At 53.8% G+C, this 18,657-nt stretch carries 12 protein-coding genes; 5 read left to right on the top strand and 7 right to left on the bottom strand.

What is annotated here, in order from left to right:
* Nucleotides 1–14: 14 nt before the first annotated feature.
* The 5 genes from KGP21_RS11215 to KGP21_RS11195 all read left to right on the top strand — a co-directional run bounded on the left by KGP21_RS11215 (nt 15) and on the right by KGP21_RS11195 (nt 7,686).
* Nucleotides 15–1,715, top strand: a complete 1,701-nt coding sequence (locus KGP21_RS11215) for a GGDEF domain-containing protein (RefSeq protein WP_021804895.1) — start codon at nt 15–17, stop codon at nt 1,713–1,715.
* A gap of 253 nt (nt 1,716–1,968) precedes the next feature.
* On the top strand, nt 1,969–3,174 hold the full coding sequence (pncB, locus tag KGP21_RS11210; protein ID WP_037375001.1) for a nicotinate phosphoribosyltransferase: 1,206 nt from the start codon (nt 1,969–1,971) through the stop codon (nt 3,172–3,174).
* Between the two features lie 279 nt (nt 3,175–3,453).
* A complete protein-coding gene (gene asnS, locus KGP21_RS11205; protein WP_209522274.1) occupies nt 3,454–4,854 on the top strand; it encodes an asparagine--tRNA ligase in 1,401 nt (466 codons plus the stop codon).
* Nucleotides 4,855–5,157: 303 nt separating this feature from the next.
* On the top strand, nt 5,158–6,249 hold the full coding sequence (gene ompC, locus KGP21_RS11200) for a porin OmpC (RefSeq protein ID WP_305801186.1): 1,092 nt from the start codon (nt 5,158–5,160) through the stop codon (nt 6,247–6,249).
* Nucleotides 6,250–6,495: 246 nt separating this feature from the next.
* Nucleotides 6,496–7,686 (top strand): amino acid aminotransferase, encoded by a 1,191-nt coding sequence (locus tag KGP21_RS11195; RefSeq protein ID WP_021804899.1) that lies wholly within the window; start codon nt 6,496–6,498, stop codon nt 7,684–7,686.
* A gap of 62 nt (nt 7,687–7,748) precedes the next feature.
* On the opposite strand, the gene KGP21_RS11190 is transcribed toward KGP21_RS11195, so the two are convergent.
* The 7 genes from KGP21_RS11190 to cmoM all read right to left on the bottom strand — a co-directional run bounded on the left by KGP21_RS11190 (nt 7,749) and on the right by cmoM (nt 18,513).
* Nucleotides 7,749–8,396: an MBL fold metallo-hydrolase gene (locus KGP21_RS11190; protein ID WP_223538180.1), complete on the bottom strand. Its 648-nt coding sequence runs from the start codon at nt 8,394–8,396 to the stop codon at nt 7,749–7,751.
* Nucleotides 8,397–8,464: 68 nt separating this feature from the next.
* Nucleotides 8,465–9,013: a YcbK family protein gene (locus tag KGP21_RS11185; protein WP_021804901.1), complete on the bottom strand. Its 549-nt coding sequence runs from the start codon at nt 9,011–9,013 to the stop codon at nt 8,465–8,467.
* 180 nt (nt 9,014–9,193) lie between these two features.
* Entirely contained in the window at nt 9,194–11,044 is a 1,851-nt protein-coding gene (gene ldtD / locus KGP21_RS11180; protein WP_021804902.1) for a L,D-transpeptidase, read from the bottom strand.
* A gap of 219 nt (nt 11,045–11,263) precedes the next feature.
* Nucleotides 11,264–15,703 carry a chromosome partition protein MukB gene (gene mukB / locus KGP21_RS11175; RefSeq protein WP_021804904.1) on the bottom strand — a complete coding sequence of 1,480 codons (4,440 nt, stop codon included), beginning with the start codon at nt 15,701–15,703 and terminating at the stop codon, nt 11,264–11,266.
* Nucleotides 15,700–16,428 (bottom strand): chromosome partition protein MukE, encoded by a 729-nt coding sequence (gene mukE, locus KGP21_RS11170; protein ID WP_223501256.1) that lies wholly within the window; start codon nt 16,426–16,428, stop codon nt 15,700–15,702. Before mukE ends, mukB begins: the two co-directional genes overlap by 4 nt.
* The gene (mukF, locus tag KGP21_RS11165; RefSeq protein ID WP_021804906.1) at nt 16,409–17,731 is read right to left on the bottom strand and encodes a chromosome partition protein MukF; all 1,323 of its coding nucleotides are present in this window, start codon (nt 17,729–17,731) and stop codon (nt 16,409–16,411) included. Before mukF ends, mukE begins: the two co-directional genes overlap by 20 nt.
* Nucleotides 17,728–18,513 carry a tRNA uridine 5-oxyacetic acid(34) methyltransferase CmoM gene (gene cmoM / locus KGP21_RS11160; RefSeq protein WP_021804907.1) on the bottom strand — a complete coding sequence of 262 codons (786 nt, stop codon included), beginning with the start codon at nt 18,511–18,513 and terminating at the stop codon, nt 17,728–17,730. The genes mukF and cmoM overlap by 4 nt, the downstream gene beginning before the upstream one ends.
* Nucleotides 18,514–18,657: the final 144 nt, after the last annotated feature.

Raw genomic sequence — 18,657 nt, 5'->3', positions numbered from 1 at the left:
AGAAACAGATTGGCATGAAAGTAAAATACCTGATCTATTTCTTCACCTTTGCCATCATGCTGTCCTTTGCGGTTTTTATCGCCAATGGGCTGATAAAGGCCCGTGCCAGCCATGAGCAAAGCTTGGAAAATCTGTACAAAATCAGCAGGACCAAAGAGGTGGCCGAGGCCTTTCAGGCTACACTGCTGGCACACCGGTTAAAACGATTAGGTCTGGCGGATAAATCCGTCACCCAAGCTGAATGGCAACAGGCCGATCAACAGGCACGTGAAAAAATCGCGATTGTTAAATCCAATGTCGACGCCGACCTCGCTCTGCGCTTGGGCATTCGGCAAAAGATTGCCATACTTTCCATGCTCGATTGGATGGAAAGGCTGCTGGATAACGATTCGCGTCAGGTCACGCAAGTCGATACTGCCAACAGCAATCTGTTCAATATCAACAGCGCCTATTATATCGTCCAGACCACCAAAGCCTTCTACCGTTATACCTACGACACTCGGCTGATCAATGCGGACTCATTTCTATTTTTGGAGGCCGTTCGCCTTAATAACCGGCTGAATATGTCGCTGACCGAACTGATCGATCAGATTATCGACGTCAATCTCAGCAGCCAGGAACGCAAGAATGCTTATCTGAAGGCCATCCAGTTGACCGGGGTGTTCACCCCGCTCGGTACTCGTTTGGCGTTCTTAAAGCTAGCCTATAACGATCCGCAGATTGCTGAGCTGGTGGATGAGATACTCCGAAATATCTCCAGTCATCGGATCAGCAACATTTCAGACGGGTTATATCAAGCCATTACCCATAATACCGTCTATGACATCAACCTGATCGCCAGCTATATCGAGGAGATGGACAGACTTTCCCAAAGGCTCTATGAGCGTAGCTTTGAGCTGGAGATGGCCGCTTCCGAAGCCAAAATGTATGATAGCCAGACAGCCATCTACGGCATGATTTCTCTGAGTGGGCTGATTGCCCTGTTCATCCTGCTGCCTTCCATGATCTTCTGTTCCAACATCACCCGCTGGCTGACCAAAACGCATAAAAATATTCTGCGCCTGTCACAAGGCGATATGAATATTGATGACAACGACGCTTTTTACAGCAAAGAGCTGATCGCCATCAGTGACGCCATCACCCAGCTCAAACAATACAATCAGGTCAAGATCGCGCTGGAAAACGAAAAGCAGCAGCTAATCAAAGAGCTGGAAGTCTCGTCATTCTTCGATCCCTTAACCAACATTTATAACCGCCGCAAATTTTTCCTCGAGTGTGAGATGCTTGCGCAGAGTAGCTATCCGCTGGCGTTCTGTCTCATCGATATCGATAACTTCAAGCGTCTTAACGATACCTATGGCCACGATGTCGGCGACCGAGTGCTGGTAATGTTCGCCCAGTCGTTAAGTAACACCTTCCGTTCCAGCGATATCTTTTGCCGCTATGGTGGTGAGGAGTTTGCCCTGCTGCTCGGCCACTGTTCCCTGGAAAATGCCCGCAGCATGATGGAAGCGCTGCGTGAACAAACCCAACAAATGTGCCTGGAGTTGCTCAACGGAAAACGGGTGCGCTTTACCATCAGCTGTGGTATCGCTGCCGTAGGCGACCTGTCACAACTGCATCCAGCCATCAAACAGGCCGACGAAGCGCTCTATTTTTGTAAGAAGAGCGGGCGCAATCGGGTCAGTATTTATACGCCAACCGGTTTTATCTGAATCGGTGTTTAAAATAATTAACCTCATAATTTTTATGAGTAAATCAACTAAGCCATTCAGTTTATTGGATTAAATGGCTTTTTCTGGCTGAGGTTATGCCCCCGGTAAAATAAAGGCACGTTTTATCCTCGACCCGTTCCGGCCATTTGTGGTGTGATGAGGCTTCAATAACAGGATAATCCGGGTATACTCCCCCCACTTTTTTGATTATCCGGATTTGGACACGCGCCTGACGAGGATGCTGTAACGCGATATGACTCTATACGCTTCCCCGATTTTGACTTCACTGCTTGATACTGACGCCTACAAGCTTCATATGCAGCAAGCAGTGTTCCATCGCTACCCCGCAATTACCGTTGCGGCGGAGTTTCGTTGCCGTGGCGACGAACTGCTGGGCGAATATGCCGACGAGATCCGCGCGCAGGTTGCCATGATGAGCGAGTTGGCGCTAACCGAAGCCGAACACCGCTATCTCTCCAGCCTGCCTTTCTTCCATCAGGATTACCTGAGCTGGCTGCGGGAGTTTCGCTACGATCCGCAGCAGGTCAGCATTAGCAATCACGACGGCAAATTGCATATCCGTATCGCTGGCCCCTGGCGCGAAGTGATTATGTGGGAAGTGCCGTTGTTGGCCGTGATCAGCGAAGTGGTGCACCGCCAGCGTTCGCCACAGGCCACGCCAGAGATGGCCATTAGCCAGTTGCGCCAGAACCTGGCGCAGTTCAAGCAACTGAGCGGGGATATTGATATTTCACGCTTCAAGCTAATGGACTTTGGCACCCGTCGCCGCTTCTCCCGCGAGGTGCAACAGGCCATTGTCAGCACGCTGAAAACCGAATTCCCCTATCTGGCTGGCACCAGTAACTACGATTTGGCGCATCGGCTGGATCTGATCCCGGTTGGCACGCAAGCCCATGAGTGGTTCCAGGCTCATCAACAGATTAGCCCGGTACTGGCCAACAGCCAACGTGCCGCCTTGCAGGCCTGGCTGGATGAATATCCCGCTCAGCTCGGCATTGCACTGACCGACTGTATCACCATGGATGCGTTCCTGCGTGATTTCGGCAAGCAGTTTGCCCAGAGCTATCAAGGTCTGCGCCACGACTCTGGCGATCCGATCGAATGGGGTGAAAAAGCCATTGCCCATTACCAGCAATTGGGGATCGATCCCATGAGCAAGACGCTGGTGTTTTCAGACAATCTGGATCTGGATAAGGCTTTGGCGTTGTATCGCCACTTTGATCGGCGCATCAACCTGGCGTTCGGTATCGGCACGCGTCTGACCTGCAATATCCCCGGCGTCAAGCCGCTAAATATTGTGATCAAGCTGGTCGAGTGTAAAGGCAAGCCGGTAGCCAAACTGTCCGATAGCCCAGGCAAAACCATCTGCCAGGACCCCGCGTTTGTCAAAGCGCTGCGCAAAGCCTTCGATCTGCCGCTGGTGAAGAAAGCCAGTTAAGGTGCCCCCTCTCTCCAACCCTCTCCCACTGGGAGAGGGAACTGTACGGCGCTGCATTAAAGAACAAGAGTCAGCCGGGGATACAAACCGTGTGGGCATTTCTCACCGGCGTTCCCCCTCTTCCTTTATATACCTCCTGTTTTTTTATCCCACTGCAATAAATGTTGTCTCATTCTGATGATTTCTGCTTGTGCTCTGCAACGCGGCAAGTAACATAGCAACATCCCCAAATTCTTGGGTTGTTAGCCTATTTCTGAAAAACTTATAAGAGAGAAATCTATGAGCGTAGTGCCTGTAGTCGACGTACTGCAAGGTCGTGCTGCGGTTGACAGTGAAGTCACCGTGCGCGGTTGGGTACGTACCCGGAGAGATTCTAAAGCTGGTATCTCCTTCCTCGCCGTTTATGACGGCTCCTGCTTTAATCCGTTACAGGCCGTCGTTAATGATTCTCTGCCGAATTATCAGGACGAAGTGTTACGCCTGACCACCGGCTGTTCCATTGAAGTGACCGGTACCGTGGTAACTTCGCCGGGTGAAGGCCAGAGCTTCGAACTGCAAGCCACAGCCATCAAGGTGGTGGGTTGGGTTGACGATCCTGACACCTATCCAATGGCGGCCAAACGCCACAGCATCGAATACCTGCGCGAAGTTGCCCACCTGCGCCCACGCACCAACCTGATTGGCGCAGTTGCCCGCGTTCGCCACACCTTGGCACAGGCAATCCACCGCTACTTCCATGAGAACGGTTATTTCTGGGTTTCCACCCCACTGATCACCGCCTCTGATACCGAAGGTGCCGGTGAAATGTTCCGCGTCTCCACGCTGGATATGGAAAACCTGCCACGCACTGATAAAGGTGCCGTCGATTTCAGCCAGGATTTCTTCGGTAAAGAAGCCTTCCTGACCGTATCCGGCCAGTTGAACGGCGAAACCTACGCCTGTGCGCTGTCAAAAATTTATACCTTTGGCCCCACCTTCCGTGCCGAGAACTCGAACACCAGCCGTCACCTGGCTGAATTCTGGATGATCGAACCGGAAGTTGCCTTTGCTACCCTGGACGACGTTGCCGGGCTGGCCGAAAGCATGCTGAAATATGTCTTCCAGGCGGTGCTGGATGAACGTGCCGACGATCTGCAATTCTTTGCTGAGCGGGTAGATAAAGACGCCATCGACCGTCTGAAGCGCTTTGTCTCTTCCGATTTCGCCCAGGTGGACTACACCGAGGCGGTCGAGATCCTGCTCGCTTCCGGCCAGACCTTCGAGAACCCGGTTTCCTGGGGCATCGATCTGTCGTCTGAACACGAACGCTATCTGGCCGAGCAACACTTCAAGGCTCCGGTAGTGGTGAAAAACTACCCGAAAGATATCAAAGCCTTCTACATGCGCATGAACGAAGATGGCAAAACCGTTGCGGCGATGGATGTGCTAGCACCGGGCATTGGTGAAATCATCGGTGGTTCTCAGCGTGAAGAACGTCTGGATGTGCTGGATCAGCGTCTGGCAGAGATGGGCCTCAATAAAGAAGATTATTGGTGGTATCGTGACCTGCGCCGCTATGGCACCGTGCCACATTCTGGTTTTGGCTTAGGTTTTGAGCGTTTAATCGCCTATGTGACCGGGGTGCAGAACGTCCGTGACGTGATCCCGTTCCCAAGAACGCCACGTAACGCCAGCTTCTAAGTCATAAAACCCAGCATAATTTAAACATTTTCTTTACATAATAAAGGCCAGCTTAGCTGGCCTTTCGCATTTTTGATTATTGACCTGCATCACAAAGTTCCCCAAAATACACAAATTGTTACACATCGTTTCTTCCTGAAACCTGATTACGACATTGGTAGCATTTTCGTTCTAGATAAACCTGCCCGTGAATGGAACACTGCGTGCAGACACAGGACGACACCAATCTATCAACAATAGTTCCAAAAGAATTATTGGCGGCAGTGGCAAGGTGTCCGAATAAAACCAATGAGGGTAATAATGATGATGAAGCGCAACATTCTTGCAGTAGTGATCCCAGCTCTGTTAGCAGCTGGTGCAGCCAACGCAGCTGAAATCTACAACAAAGACGGCAACAAACTGGATCTGTACGGTAAAGTTGACGGCCTGCACTACTTCTCTAAAGACAAAAGCGAAGATGGCGACAAGTCATACGTGCGCTTTGGCTTCAAAGGTGAAACCCAGATTACTGACCAACTGACCGGTTACGGCCAGTGGGAATACAACGTGCAAGCTAACCACGCTGAGTCACAAGGTACCGAAGGTACTAAGACTCGTCTGGGCTTCGCAGGTCTGAAATTTGCTGAATTCGGTTCATTCGATTACGGCCGTAACTACGGCGTAGTGTATGACGTTGAAGGCTGGACAGATATGCTGCCAGAGTTCGGTGGCGATACTTACACCACTACCGACAACTTCATGACCGGTCGTACCAACGGTGTTGCTACTTACCGTAACAACAACTTCTTCGGTATGGTTGATGGTTGGAACTTCGCTCTGCAGTATCAAGGCAAGAACGAAAACGACAAGCGTGAGCTGAAGAAACAAAACGGTGACGGTGTTGGTGTTTCTACCACCTACGCAATTTTGGATACCGGTGTCAGCTTAGGTGCAGCATACTCTTCATCTAACCGTACCATTGACCAGAAAGATAACAGCACTGCTGGCGGTAACGTAGCTGATGCATGGACCGTTGGTGCTAAATACGATGCCAACAACGTCTACCTGGCAACCATGTATGCGGAAACCCGCAACATGACTCCATACGGTAGCGCGTCTAACACCATCGCTAACAAAACTCAGAACTTTGAAGTGGTAGCACAGTACCAGTTCGATTTCGGCCTGCGTCCATCTATCGCTTACCTGCAGTCTAAAGGTAAGAACCTGGCTGGCCCTAACGGCACTGACAACGATCTGGTTAAATACATTGATGTAGGTACTACTTACTACTTCAACAAAAACATGTCTACCTACGTTGATTACAAAATCAACCTGCTGGACGAAAACGACTTCACTCGTGCTAACGGCATCGCTACTGACAACATCGTAGCTACCGGTCTGGTTTACCAGTTCTAAGTTGTTGCACTTGATGACGGTTCGCCGTCAGCTAAGTTAAAAAACAGGGCTTCGGCCCTGTTTTTGTTTTTAGCGCTTCCGCCAATTTTTTATTCTGCCAATCTGCCCTTCCCCGTCATTTTTTGTGCTGAATCTGCCGCCGTCACAAGATCGAGGTGTTTTTCTCGCAAACGGTTGGCAAAGGCGATAACTGGCGCTACCCTGATGTTTCTGTCTGCTTAACTCTAGGCCATGGAAGCATCTGACATGTTTGAAAAAATCACCGCTGCACCTGCCGACCCGATTCTAGGTCTGACCGACATTTTCCGCGCCGACAAGCGTGAGAATAAAATCAACCTGGGGATTGGCGTCTATAAAGACGAAACCGGCAAAACGCCGGTGCTGACCAGCGTTAAAAAAGCTGAACAGTATCTGCTGGAAAATGAGACCACCAAAAACTACCTGGGTATTGAAGGTATTCCTGAATTTGCCAGCTGCACGCAAGAACTGTTGTTCGGCAAGCAGAGCCCAATCATTGCCGACAAGCGTGCCCGTACCGCGCAAACCCCTGGTGGTACCGGTGCCCTGCGTGTCGCGGCCGACTTTATTGCCAACCAGACCAGCGCCAAGCGTATCTGGGTCAGCAATCCAAGCTGGCCAAACCATAAAAACGTCTTTGGTGCCGTTGGCCTGGAAGTGTTGGAATACAACTATTACGACGCCGCCAACCATGCGCTGGACTTCGACGGTCTGCTCACCAGCCTGAACCAGGCTCAAGCAGGCGACGTAGTGCTGTTCCATGGTTGCTGCCATAACCCTACCGGTATCGATCCAACCGAAGCACAATGGGCTCAGTTGGCTGAACTGTCCGTAGCCAAGGGTTGGTTGCCGCTGTTCGACTTCGCTTACCAGGGCTTCGCCAAGGGCCTGGAAGAAGATGCCCAGGGTCTGCGTATCTTTGCTGCCAAACATCAGGAACTGATCGTTGCCAGCTCCTACTCGAAGAACTTTGGCCTGTATAACGAGCGTGTCGGTGCCTGCACCGTGGTAGCTGCCGATGCAGAAACCGCCGAGCGTGCCTTCAGCCAGGTGAAAGCCGCGATCCGTGCCAACTACTCGAACCCGCCGTCACACGGTGCGGCCGTAGTTGCCACCATCTTGGGTAACCCAGCGCTGCGCGCCATTTGGGAACAAGAGCTGACCGACATGCGTCAGCGCATTCACCGTATGCGCCAGTTGTTCGTTAATACCCTGCAGGAGAAAGGGGCGCAGCAGGATTTCAGCTTTATCATCAACCAGAACGGCATGTTCTCCTTCAGCGGCCTGACCAAAGAGCAGGTTCTGCGTCTGCGTGATGAATTTGGCGTGTATGCCGTTAACTCCGGCCGCGTTAACGTGGCAGGGATGACGCCGGACAATATGGCGCCGCTGTGCGAAGCCATCGTTGCCGTGCTGTAAGTTGATTTTGCATTGAAAAAGGGGCGCATTTGCGCCCCTTTGTTCTTTTGCGAGAGGTGTCTTTACCAGATAGCCGGTTCTTCGCGCAGGAACGGGTTGGTTTGACGTTCATGACCAAAGGTAGACATCGGGCCATGTCCTGGAATAAACGCCATATCGTCGCCCTGAGGCAGTAATTTGTTGCGGATTGAAGCGATTAGCGCCTGATGGTCACCGCGCGGGAAATCGCTGCGGCCAACGCCACCGTTGAACAACACGTCACCCACTAATGCCAAACGTGCCTGTTCGTTGATAAAAACGATATGACCAGGCGTATGGCCAGGGCAATGCAGTACGTTCAGCGACATTTCGCCCACCTGCACTTTATCCCCCTCTTCCAGCCATTTGGTCGGCGTTAGCGCGGCGCATTCATCCAGGCCAAACATACGGCTCTGTGCTGGCAAACCTTCAAGCCAGAAGGCATCTTCCTTATTTGGCCCATAGATCGGTACCTGATAATGCTCGGCCATTTCTGCCGCCGCGCCTACGTGATCGAGATGGCCGTGCGTCAGCAAAATCTGGCTGACCTGCACGCCCTTTTCGGCAATGGCAGCCTTCAGTTTTTCCGGATCGCCACCAGGATCGACCAGCGCCGCCTGTTTGGTGACGTCGCACCAGATGAGCGTGCAGTTCTGACTGAACGCCGTAACGGGGATAATATGGTATTTCATAAAGCTCCAACGACAACGGCACCACGCCCAAGGGGCGGGTGCCATTCAGCGATCATGATGCACAATGATTACCAGGTCCGCACCGGGCCGGTATCGATGTGCACAAAGTTACTACGTGGATAATAGCCTACCCCGCCGGCGCGCATTTTTAACGCCGCCTTACGGATATTACTCAGTTGGATCCCTTCGATATGGAAATCCATCGCCTGGCCTTTGGTGTGGTAGCTCTGCTTGGCCACGCCACGGCTGTGCTCACGCATTTCGGTATTGGTCGCCATTGAACGGTAGCCGGAAATCAGCTGTACCGGTTTGCTGGTACCCAGCATTACCTGTAGGCGATAGAGATGATCAAACAGAGCCGGATCGATGCTCTTGACCTTATTGGCCCGATAGTCACGGAAGATATGGTTCAGGCGTGCCAACTCTTCTTTATTGTAACCTTTACCGTTGAAGAACTCGGCCTTGATGGATTCGCCGGTATTAAGATTATTCAACAACAGAATACGTGGGCGAGAGGTAGAAAGACTGGCAAACGCCTGCCCTGGAAGCAGTGCGATACCCACGGCGGCGCTACCTAACGCCAGCCATTTACGGCGATGATGATCAATTTTGTCCATGACTCTTTAAACTCGGCAAGAATGTCAAAATATATGCACAAAACTGCGCACTGCCCGAACCATAACCGCCAGCGTATGCGGAGTCAACCCGCGATACGCTGTGGTTTACCCGTGCTCACAAAAAACAGAGCCTGTTACTGGCTAGACATTCAGACCGTTATTTATCTAGAATTACTGCATTTATTGCATCAATTTTTCGGCCTGAGCCAAAATTTGTGCACCCGATCTCACTGTCGCATCATAATTGTAAATATCTGTACGGAACTGTGGCTTGCCATCATCAGAGACCCAGGCCGTCAGGTAATACAGTTGCACCGGGATGTTCTGGCGGATGTTTACATACGTCGTATTGCCGCCTTTCAGCGTGGAGGAAACACGCGCGTTGTTCCAACCGGCATCCTGTAACAACATATTGGCCAAATCGGAAGCCTTGTTAACGCGCACACAGCCAGAGCTTAACGCCCGGATATCCTTCTGGAACAGGCCGTGGTTCGGGGTATCATGCAGATAGATGGCATCCGAGCTCGGCATGTTGAACTTGAAACGCCCTAACGAGTTGCTGGTCCCCGGCGCCTGCTGGATGCGGTAAGGGAAATTGCGTGGTGAAACCACACTCCAGTCAATCATTGCCGGATCGATCACTTGCGCATCGTTGCTCCAGCCAGAGAATACCCGATAGCCGTGTTTCTGGAAGTAGCTCGCATCATGCATGGCCTTGGGCACGATATCTTCACGGATCAGCTTGGTTGGCACGTTCCACGGCGGGTTGACCACCACGTTATTCAGCGCACTGCTCATCAATGGCGTTTTGCGGCTCGGGCGGCCAACAATCACCCGCGAAGATAATACTTCATTACCATTCAGATAGTAGGTGAGCGAGTAGTTCGGGATGTTGACCATAATGCCGGTATCAACGTGCCCAGGCAGAATGCGCAGGCGCTGGATGTTCAACGCCAGCAGTGAAGCTCGAGTTTGTGGCGAAACGTTCAGCCATTCACGCGTCCGGGCACCGATAACGCCATCAGGCGTCAGCCCTTGCCAGGTTTGGAAGCGTTTGACCCCTTCCACCAGATCTTCGGTGTAACGATTATCCGTTACCGAAACCGGACTGGCAGGTTGTACCTGCGCGGTCGCTTCTGGAGAGGGAGCAAGATCTTTGATCGATGCCGCGCCCGGGCTTACGACAGCCGCTGCGGTAGCACGATCCTTCTCTTCATCCACCGACAGATCGTCATCCGCCGCCGGGGTCGTCGCGCTGGCGTTGTTGACCTGAGGCTCAGGCGAAGCAGATGCTACCGCCGGAGTGGCGATTAGCATTCCGGTACGCGCCAGAATATCGCGCAGTGCGGGAATATCGTCGCTGAGCTGACCTGGACGCAGGCTTGCACCATTGGTCATTTGTGGCCACGGGCGCCCAGCCGCCAGCATTTCGCGCAGCGCCAAATGCATTTTGGCGTACTGAGGATGCTGCGGGGCCAACGAGTTGATATACGCCAGCGTTTTGCCCTGATGTATCGAGAGCTGCCACTGGTTGATCACCGTATTCGCTGGCACCTTCAGCTTGTAAGGAACATTGCTGTACAACCAGTTGTTGCCGTTAGCCCCGATTGAGGAGACAAACTGCAAATAACCCAGCATCGCATCCGACAGCACAATATCACGTGCCATATCGGTGATGAGCGGATCGGTCAGCAGTTTTACCCATTGAGTAAACTGCGGCTGTACGCCAGAAATGGCCAACTCAGCCAGTTGCTGCTGAAATTGCTGTACCGCTTCCCGATCTTGCCACATAGGCTGCATCTGATTGGCAGCGTACAGCGGTGCCAAAGTGGAGAGATAATAAGGCACAACGCTTTTCGGCAATGCCGCCAGCAGTTCGGCACGACTTTGTGCCACGGACATTCCCGATGACGATGACGCCACCGGTAACGCCGGAACGGTTGCCCATGCGGAAAACGACACGGCAAAACCACACGCTATTGCGCAACTCAATGCCAGACGTCGTACTGAGTTTCCATTTTTAAGCAACATCCCTTGCCCCCTGTAGGCTCACAAAAATACCGCACGGACTATTATTAGTTTCAGTATACAAACAGAACGGCGCTTTTGCTCTCAGCGCCGTAAATAACCGTTTCATTCCAGCTTACCACCGGCAAAAAAACACGCCTATCATCCTCGTCATACAAAAAAATAGCCACCTTCAGGCGGCTATTTTCAGATTTATAGTGCACTTTTTTAGCTTTGTGGCGTTTATTCCGACACCGAATCTAAAGCTGGTTGTTCACTGGCGAACCCACGCAGGCCAACCACGTGCACATGCTCATGGTTCTGGAACACCTTACGCACCAGTTTATAGGTGGTCCCTTTTTCCGGGCTGATGTTTTCTGGTGCAGCGATAATCAACTGCATCTCCAGACGATCGCACAGCTCAAACAGCGTGGCGATGGATTTGGCATCCAGACGCGCGGCTTCATCAAGGAACAGCAGGCGGCAAGGCGAAATATCTTTACCCCGCAGGCGGCGTGATTCCTCTTCCCAGCTCTGCACCACCATGACCAGAATTGACATACCGGTACCGATCGCTTCCCCGGTAGACAACGCGCCACTTTCCGCACGCAGCCAGCCGTCGGAGCCACGGAACACTTCCACTTCCAGCTCCAGATAGTTACGGTAATCCAGCAGCTCTTCACCGATGGTTTGTGGCGTGCGCTGGCCCATATCGATCTGCGGGTTCAGGCGCTGATACAGCTTGGCCAACGCTTCCGAGAAGGTCAGACGGTTGCTGTTAAACAGATCCTGATGCTGTTCCTGCTGCTCGGAGAGCACATCCAGCAAGGTGGCATGCGCTTCCCGTACGTTGACGTTCAGCCGCACGCTCTTCACCTGACCGAAGGAAACCGCTTGCAGCCCCTGGTTAAGCATCCGGATACGGTTCTGCTCGCGCTGAATGGTCTTGCGGATAATGTTCGCCACGCTCTTCGAACTGATCGCCAGTTTCTGTTCGCGGGCGGTCAGCTCTTCGGTCAGACGGCCCAGTTCGATCTCCATCTGTTCGATAGCTTCGACCGGATCGTCGGTGCGGATAATATCCTGACGGATACGCTCGCGCAGATGCTGATAGACCGCGATAAAGAACTGGATCTTGCGCTCTGGCCGTTTCGGATCTTCCGACAGGCGCAGCACGTCACGCAGATGTTCGTTATCCGCCACCGCCAGACGCAGCGCACCCAATGCCTTATCCGACATCGAACGCAGCTCGTCACCGTCCATATAGGCCAGTTCACGACGGTGCAGACGGCGTTCAACCCCGTTGTCTTTCACCAGACGCATCACGGCACACCAGCCCGCCTTGGCGGTCACCACCTGCTCACGCAGTTGGTAATAATCACGCTCCAGCTTGCGCAGTCTCTTTTGCAGGCTGTCCATTTCCGCTTCGCAGAAGGTCAGCTGTTTCTCCAACTGGTTACGGCGGTTACGGTTATTACTCAGCGAGGCATGTAATTCGTCCCGGCGCTGCCGCGCGCGGGCTTCGGCATTGGCATCGGCCTGCACGCCAATGTCTACCAGTTCCTGGCTCAGCTCTTTAAGCATGTCGCGTTTGGCGTCATAAGAGCTTTTCAGCGAGGCCAGTACCTGGCTGTATTGCGTAAACTGGGTCTGATACTGGCGCAGTTGCTCGCGGGCGCGGGTGCGTTCCGCTTCCGCATGTTCCAGGCGTTGACGCAGTTTATCGTTGAGATCGTTATCGGCATTCTGCATGCCAGCAGAATCGGTATAGCTGAAGTGAGCGCGGCGCTGTACCACTTCCGTCAGGGCAAAGGCTTGTTGTTTGGCCTGGCGTTGGGTGGCCTGGGCCTGTGCATAGTCCTGCTGTAGCTGCTCATGCTGCTCCGGATCGCTTTGCAGCACCGATAACATAGGCTCCAGCTTGGCCAAGGAAACGCCGTGCTGTTGGATATAGCGCGCAGCATCCTGCGCCTCTTCCATTTCCTCGCGGATCTCTTCGACACGATCCTGCAAGGTTTCATCATTCAGCAGTGAGACCAGCGGCATCAGGCGGTTGAGTGCGGAAATGCCCTCTTTGGCCTGATCGTATTGCTGACGCTGCTGTTGGTTCTGCGCTTCGTGGTTATTGAGCGCACGCTCAATTTCACCACGGCGGCTGTTCAGAGCACGGATATCCGCTTCAGGATCCGCGTCAAACGCCACGGCGAGGTGCGAACCGATAAAGCGGCTGAACGCCTGGTGAGAACGCTGGGTTTTCTGCACGTCAAATGACAAGGTGGCGTAGCGTTCGGCCAAGGAGTCACGTTCTGCGTACAGCACTTCCAGGCGATTTTCCCGGGCAGCACGGCCAAACAGCGGCACCTCAGGGTAGCGCGAGTAACGCCACTGGCGATCGGCGATTTTCACCACCACCGCTTTTTCTTGCTCTTCGACGGCGAACACGCTGTCGTCAAACGACTGCGGATCCCCTTCGATCAGGTAGAGATCTTCCGGGCAATCCTCCAACCCTTCCAGCATCTCGCGCACCAGCGACAGATCCGGCACCACAATGGCGTGGCGCGACGGGCCGTACAACGCAGAGAAGTACGGGGCATCGTCAATGGTGACATCGTCATAGATTTCAGACAACAGCACACCGCCAAAGCGCTCCGCCAGCGTTACCAGACGCTGATCTTCTGCCCCGCTCGGCTGGCTGAGACGTTCAATCTGCGCTTCGATTTCACGCTTGCGGCTGGCCACTTCATCACGTTCAACCGTGGTTTCGCGTTCGCGCTCCAGCAGTTGCTGCATGTATTCGGTAACCTGCTGACCATCTTCGAAGGCTTCACCGCTCTGCTCGCTGAGCTGGGTCAGTGAATCCTGCGCGGCCAGCCAAATCGGTGCCCTGGCGGTCAGCTCCTTGATGCGCTGCTGGATCTGCTCCAGCTCCTGGCGCATTTCCATCCGACGCTCACCGGCCTCGCTGACGCTTTGGGACAACGATTCCAAACGCTCTTCCAGCTCTTGCTGCAAGGCATCAAGTTCATCCGGCTGATAACTCTGCCCGTGACGTTTGCAGAACTCCTGCAACAGACGTTCGGCATCCTGCTGCGAGCGCAGACGTTGCTCCAACTCGCTCAAACGCATCCGCAACGGCTGCACACGCTCGGCCTGATGCTGCTGCGAAGGCCAGTCACGCAATAGCTCACGCGCGGTTTGCCAGGCTTCACTGCGGCTGACTTCGCCCGCAATTTTACCCACCAGCTGATAGGCCTGCTCGAACTGGCTGTGAGCGGCATCCGCCACGCTTAACTTTTGTTCCAACTGCAACAGGGACTCTGTCGCTTCCTGCTCACGCGCCTGGAAGGTATCCAGCCACTCTTCGGCATTTTCGGCGGTGAGTTCCGGCACCTGACACAGCGCACGGGCGCGCTCAAGAGCCTGAAGTGCCTGCTGATATTGAATGGCACGGGTTTGCTGCACGTCCAACGCCTGCTGGTAATCGGCGAGCTGGCTTTTCAGCTCATCCACCTCCAGCTCTGCGGCTTCGGCACGCGCTTCGTTTTCCGCCTGCTGCTCGCTCGCTTCGGCGACAACCTCATTCTGTTCTTCCAGACGGTAGGTCAGCTCTTCCAGATCGCCTTCATAGCGTTCGATCTTTTCCTGCTGGCGCATTGCGGTCTGCACCAGATTGAGGTGATCGCTGGCGGCCTGATAATCGGTTTCCAGATCGGATTCGGCACCGCTTTGCTCAGCCAGCTCACGCGCCATTTCAACATGGCGGAACTGCTCGGCGGCCAGTTGTTTGCGGCTGCTCAGTAACTCGTTGCGCAATACCAGCGCCCCATCCAGATGGATACGCCGTTCATTGGCATGGCGCATGTAGTCTGCGGCAACGTACGAGGTCGCTTCGGAGATCAGATGCTTGAACAGATCGCGGTCCGACTGGGTGACGCGGATCGCTTCCAGCGTCATGCGGTTCTCGCGCAGAGCGGCTTCCATATCCTGGAACGCTTTACGCACGCCGCCGTTTTCCGGCAGCAGGTAATCACGCAGAGAACGGGTGATGGCACTGGAAATCCCGCCGTACAGCGAGGCTTCGATCAGACGATAGAACTTGCTGCGGTCGGAAGAAGTGCGCAGGCGCTTGGGCAGCACCCCCAGATCAAACATCAGGGCGTGGTAATCGGTGATGGAGTTGAACTGCTTGAACTGCACCCCTTCCATCTCTTCAACACGCTCTTTCAGTTCCTGCAACGAAAGAACCCGAGCCTGACGCTCACCGACGGTCTCGGTCAGCAGTTCGGTCGGTTGCACTGCCGTTGGCAGCCCCTGAATGGTGAAAGGTTTGATATCGACCTTACGATCGCGCCCCGCAACCTGTTGCAGACGAACCCCGACCACCACACGCTGGTGGCGTGAGTTGACTACGTCCAGCGTTGAGTAGCAGACACCGGCACGCAATTTACCGTGCAGGCCTTTGTCGCGTGAACCGCTGGTGGCGCCAGCTTCGGTGGTGTTACGAAAGTGCAGCAGCGTCAGATCCGGGATTAGCGCCGTGACGAAGGCCGCCATGGTGGTGGACTTACCGGCCCCGTTACCGCCCGAAAGCGTGGTGACCAGCTCATCGAGATCAAAGGTTCGGGCAAAGAAACCGTTCCAGTTAACCAGCGTCAGTGAGCGAAATTTACCGCGTTCAATCATTCCTGTTCATCCTCTGCACTGTCCTGGGTAGCTTCTGCCTGCACATCTTCCGCATCAACTTCATCGTTCAGTGACAGGCTGTTTTCTACCGGCATCGCCTCACCGTCGCGGATCATCCGCAACTGGGCTTCGCGCGGATCGTCACCGCTACGCACATCGGCACCGAAGCGGAACACCGCCTCGGTAATGCGGAATTTGCTGTTGTCATTGCCCATGAAATACACCATGCCCAGACGGCGCAGGCGATTGAGCGAGGAGCGCACTTTTTCATGCAGCTTCTGACGGTCAAGATCCGAACCGGTGGAGCGCTGGTTGACGAACTTCAGCAGCTTGCTCTCATCCGCCAGGCTCAGCAGCTCATCGTACAGCTCCTGCTGGCTGAAAATACCTTCATGCGCCAGGCGCTCGGGGCTCAGGTAGAGGTAGCACAGGATCTTGCCGACCATCATGTCCAACTCGGAAAGCACCGAGCGTGGAATGAGCGTGGTCGAGCGCGGGCGCAAATAGAAGAACCCTTCCGGCGCCCGGATCAGCTCGACGCTGTAACGGGTATAAAACTCTTCCAGCTCGTCTTGAAAATCCATGAGGAATGCGTGGTTGTCCAACTCATCGATACCGATGTGACGACCTGCGCGCAATTGGCTGTCCAACGCCGGAAACAGCGTGTTAGACAATGCCTTGGCCAGCTTGACTGGCATTACTTGTTCAATATTTGTCGATGACATGGGCCTGTACCTTGGCTCCGTAATCATTGATTGCCTGCCACTGCGCGGGCAACCCTGAAAAATCAGCTTCAGCCACACCAAGGCGCACTGCCTGGTCGACCACTATGCGGGCAACGTCAAAGTGACGCACACGCGGATATTGCGCCAGATAATCGCGCATCACTGCCCCTAAATCGAGCGGCATCTTTTGTTCCTGATAAATCTTCAGTGCCTGTTCGATCATCGCTGCCAGCTGTTCGCGAATTTCGCTGAACTCTTCATATTCCAGATCTGGCGGCAGTTCCCCGGTGACCTCTTCACTGCGCAACGCCAGCTCTTCGTCACGCATATCGAGCAGACGATCGGCGTTGGCATGGGTCAGCGTCCAAGGATTATCGAAGTAGTTTTGTACCGATTGGCGCAGGCGTTGGGCAAACACGCGGTTTTTATCCATATCGATGGCGGTACGGATAAACTTGTGCACGTGGCGATCATAGCCGATCCACAGGTCAATCGCCTGTTGGCCCCAACTGATGATGCGATCCAGCTTGCTTTGCAAATCAAACACCAGCTTATCGACAAAGCCCAGCTCCATCTCACCCAGCGTGGCATCCTGAATCCTCAGCAGGTTGGCCTGGAGTTTATCACCTGCGGCCTCCAGCGTATCCTGAAGTTCACGCAAGGTACCGGAGGTTTCCGACAGCAGCATCTCACAGCTGGAGATCGCCGCACGCCAATCCTGGTTGAGCAGCGCCGCGATATCGGTTTTCACGCTCTGTTGCTGTTCATCCATTAGGCGCTGGGTCAGATCGATACTGTCGAAGATCTCCGCTACCGAGTATTTCAGCGGAGCAAAGACGTTGCGGTGCCAATGGAAATCATCGCCGCCCTCTTCGGCAGCGTCTGCGGCACGCTTCAACTCTTCCGCCACGATCGACAGCTGCATGGAAAGACGCAGGGTCGAAAACTCACGCTGGCGGATATAGTAATCGGTTATACCAATACCCAGCGGCGTCAGGCGATAGATAGCATTGCCGTCCGCCAACTCGCTGGTAAAACGGTTCAACAGGCGCTGGCGCACCATGTCGTTAATCGCATTGTTGGCGCGTATCGCCACCGTTTCATGCGTCTGTTCAAACCCTTTGCTGACATGGCGAAATGCATCAACCAGCTCACCTTCGCTCATCTCGCCGTCCAGCCGCTCACCATTTAACGTGGCGATAGCCAGCAAAAACGCAAGACGCTCAGTGGGGAGCGAAATAGAGAAATCATTTTTCCGTGCCCAGGCGACCAGTTCGGGTACTGTCTGGGAAAATTCACTCATAGTTCGTCCTTCAGGTTCGGTTTATGCGCCGAGACGTGAATATAGCGCCCCAAACTCACGTAAGGCTCTTGCCGACAATAAAGCTGTTCAAGCGCCAGTAACTCTTCAAATTTTTGGGTCTGTAGCTGCCTGCTTTGCAGATAATCATGGAAAACCCTCACGCCGGTTTTGCCTGAAATCTGCATGCCCATCTGCTCCAACCAGCCGTAGACCAGCGGTGGGCTGTGTGGATACTGCGGCGACAGCGAGCGCTTGCGACGCCGCCTGACCTCGGGATCCACCAGTTGGAAGTTGCCCAACACCACATTACGCATCAACAAACCGTTGGCATTAAAGAACATCAGTGACAGTGCGCCCCCGGGCACCAGGCAGTCATACAACGCCTGCAAGGCCACCTGCGGTTCGGCGATCCACTCCAAAACCGCATGGAACAATATCAGATCGACCGGTTGTGCCAAATGCTGACCAATCTCTTGCGCCGAACTTTGTATGAATTGCATGTTCTGGCTCACACCTTTCTGCTCGGCCAGCAACGCAGCGCGTTGGATCATCTCACCAGAAAGATCGCACAACAAGACCTGATGTCCTAATTCTGCCAGTTGGCAGGCCATGTGGCCTTCGCCCCCCCCAGCATCCAGAATGCGCAGCGGCCGCTGTGGTAACTGAGCCAGCAGCGTGGTCAGATCCTGCCAGACTACCGCCTGACGGATTTTCCCCTTGGTGGTGCCGTAAATATTACGCGCAAACTTCTCGGCAATATCGTCAAAATTGCGATCCTGCATGGACAACGGCTCCGCTGATTCTATCTTGGCCGACGGCAAAGCGCCTGCCCATTCAAACCTGCTATTTTGGCACAGACTGGCTTAGAATAAATCTTCTTGCAGCATGAATGCGGCCAGATGTCGTTTTTTCGCCCAAAAGGACCT

It is taken from the genome of Serratia sp. JSRIV004, from assembly GCF_019968705.1.
Lineage (GTDB): Bacteria > Pseudomonadota > Gammaproteobacteria > Enterobacterales > Enterobacteriaceae > Chania > Chania fonticola_B.
This window is presented reverse-complemented; position numbering and strand designations above follow the sequence as displayed.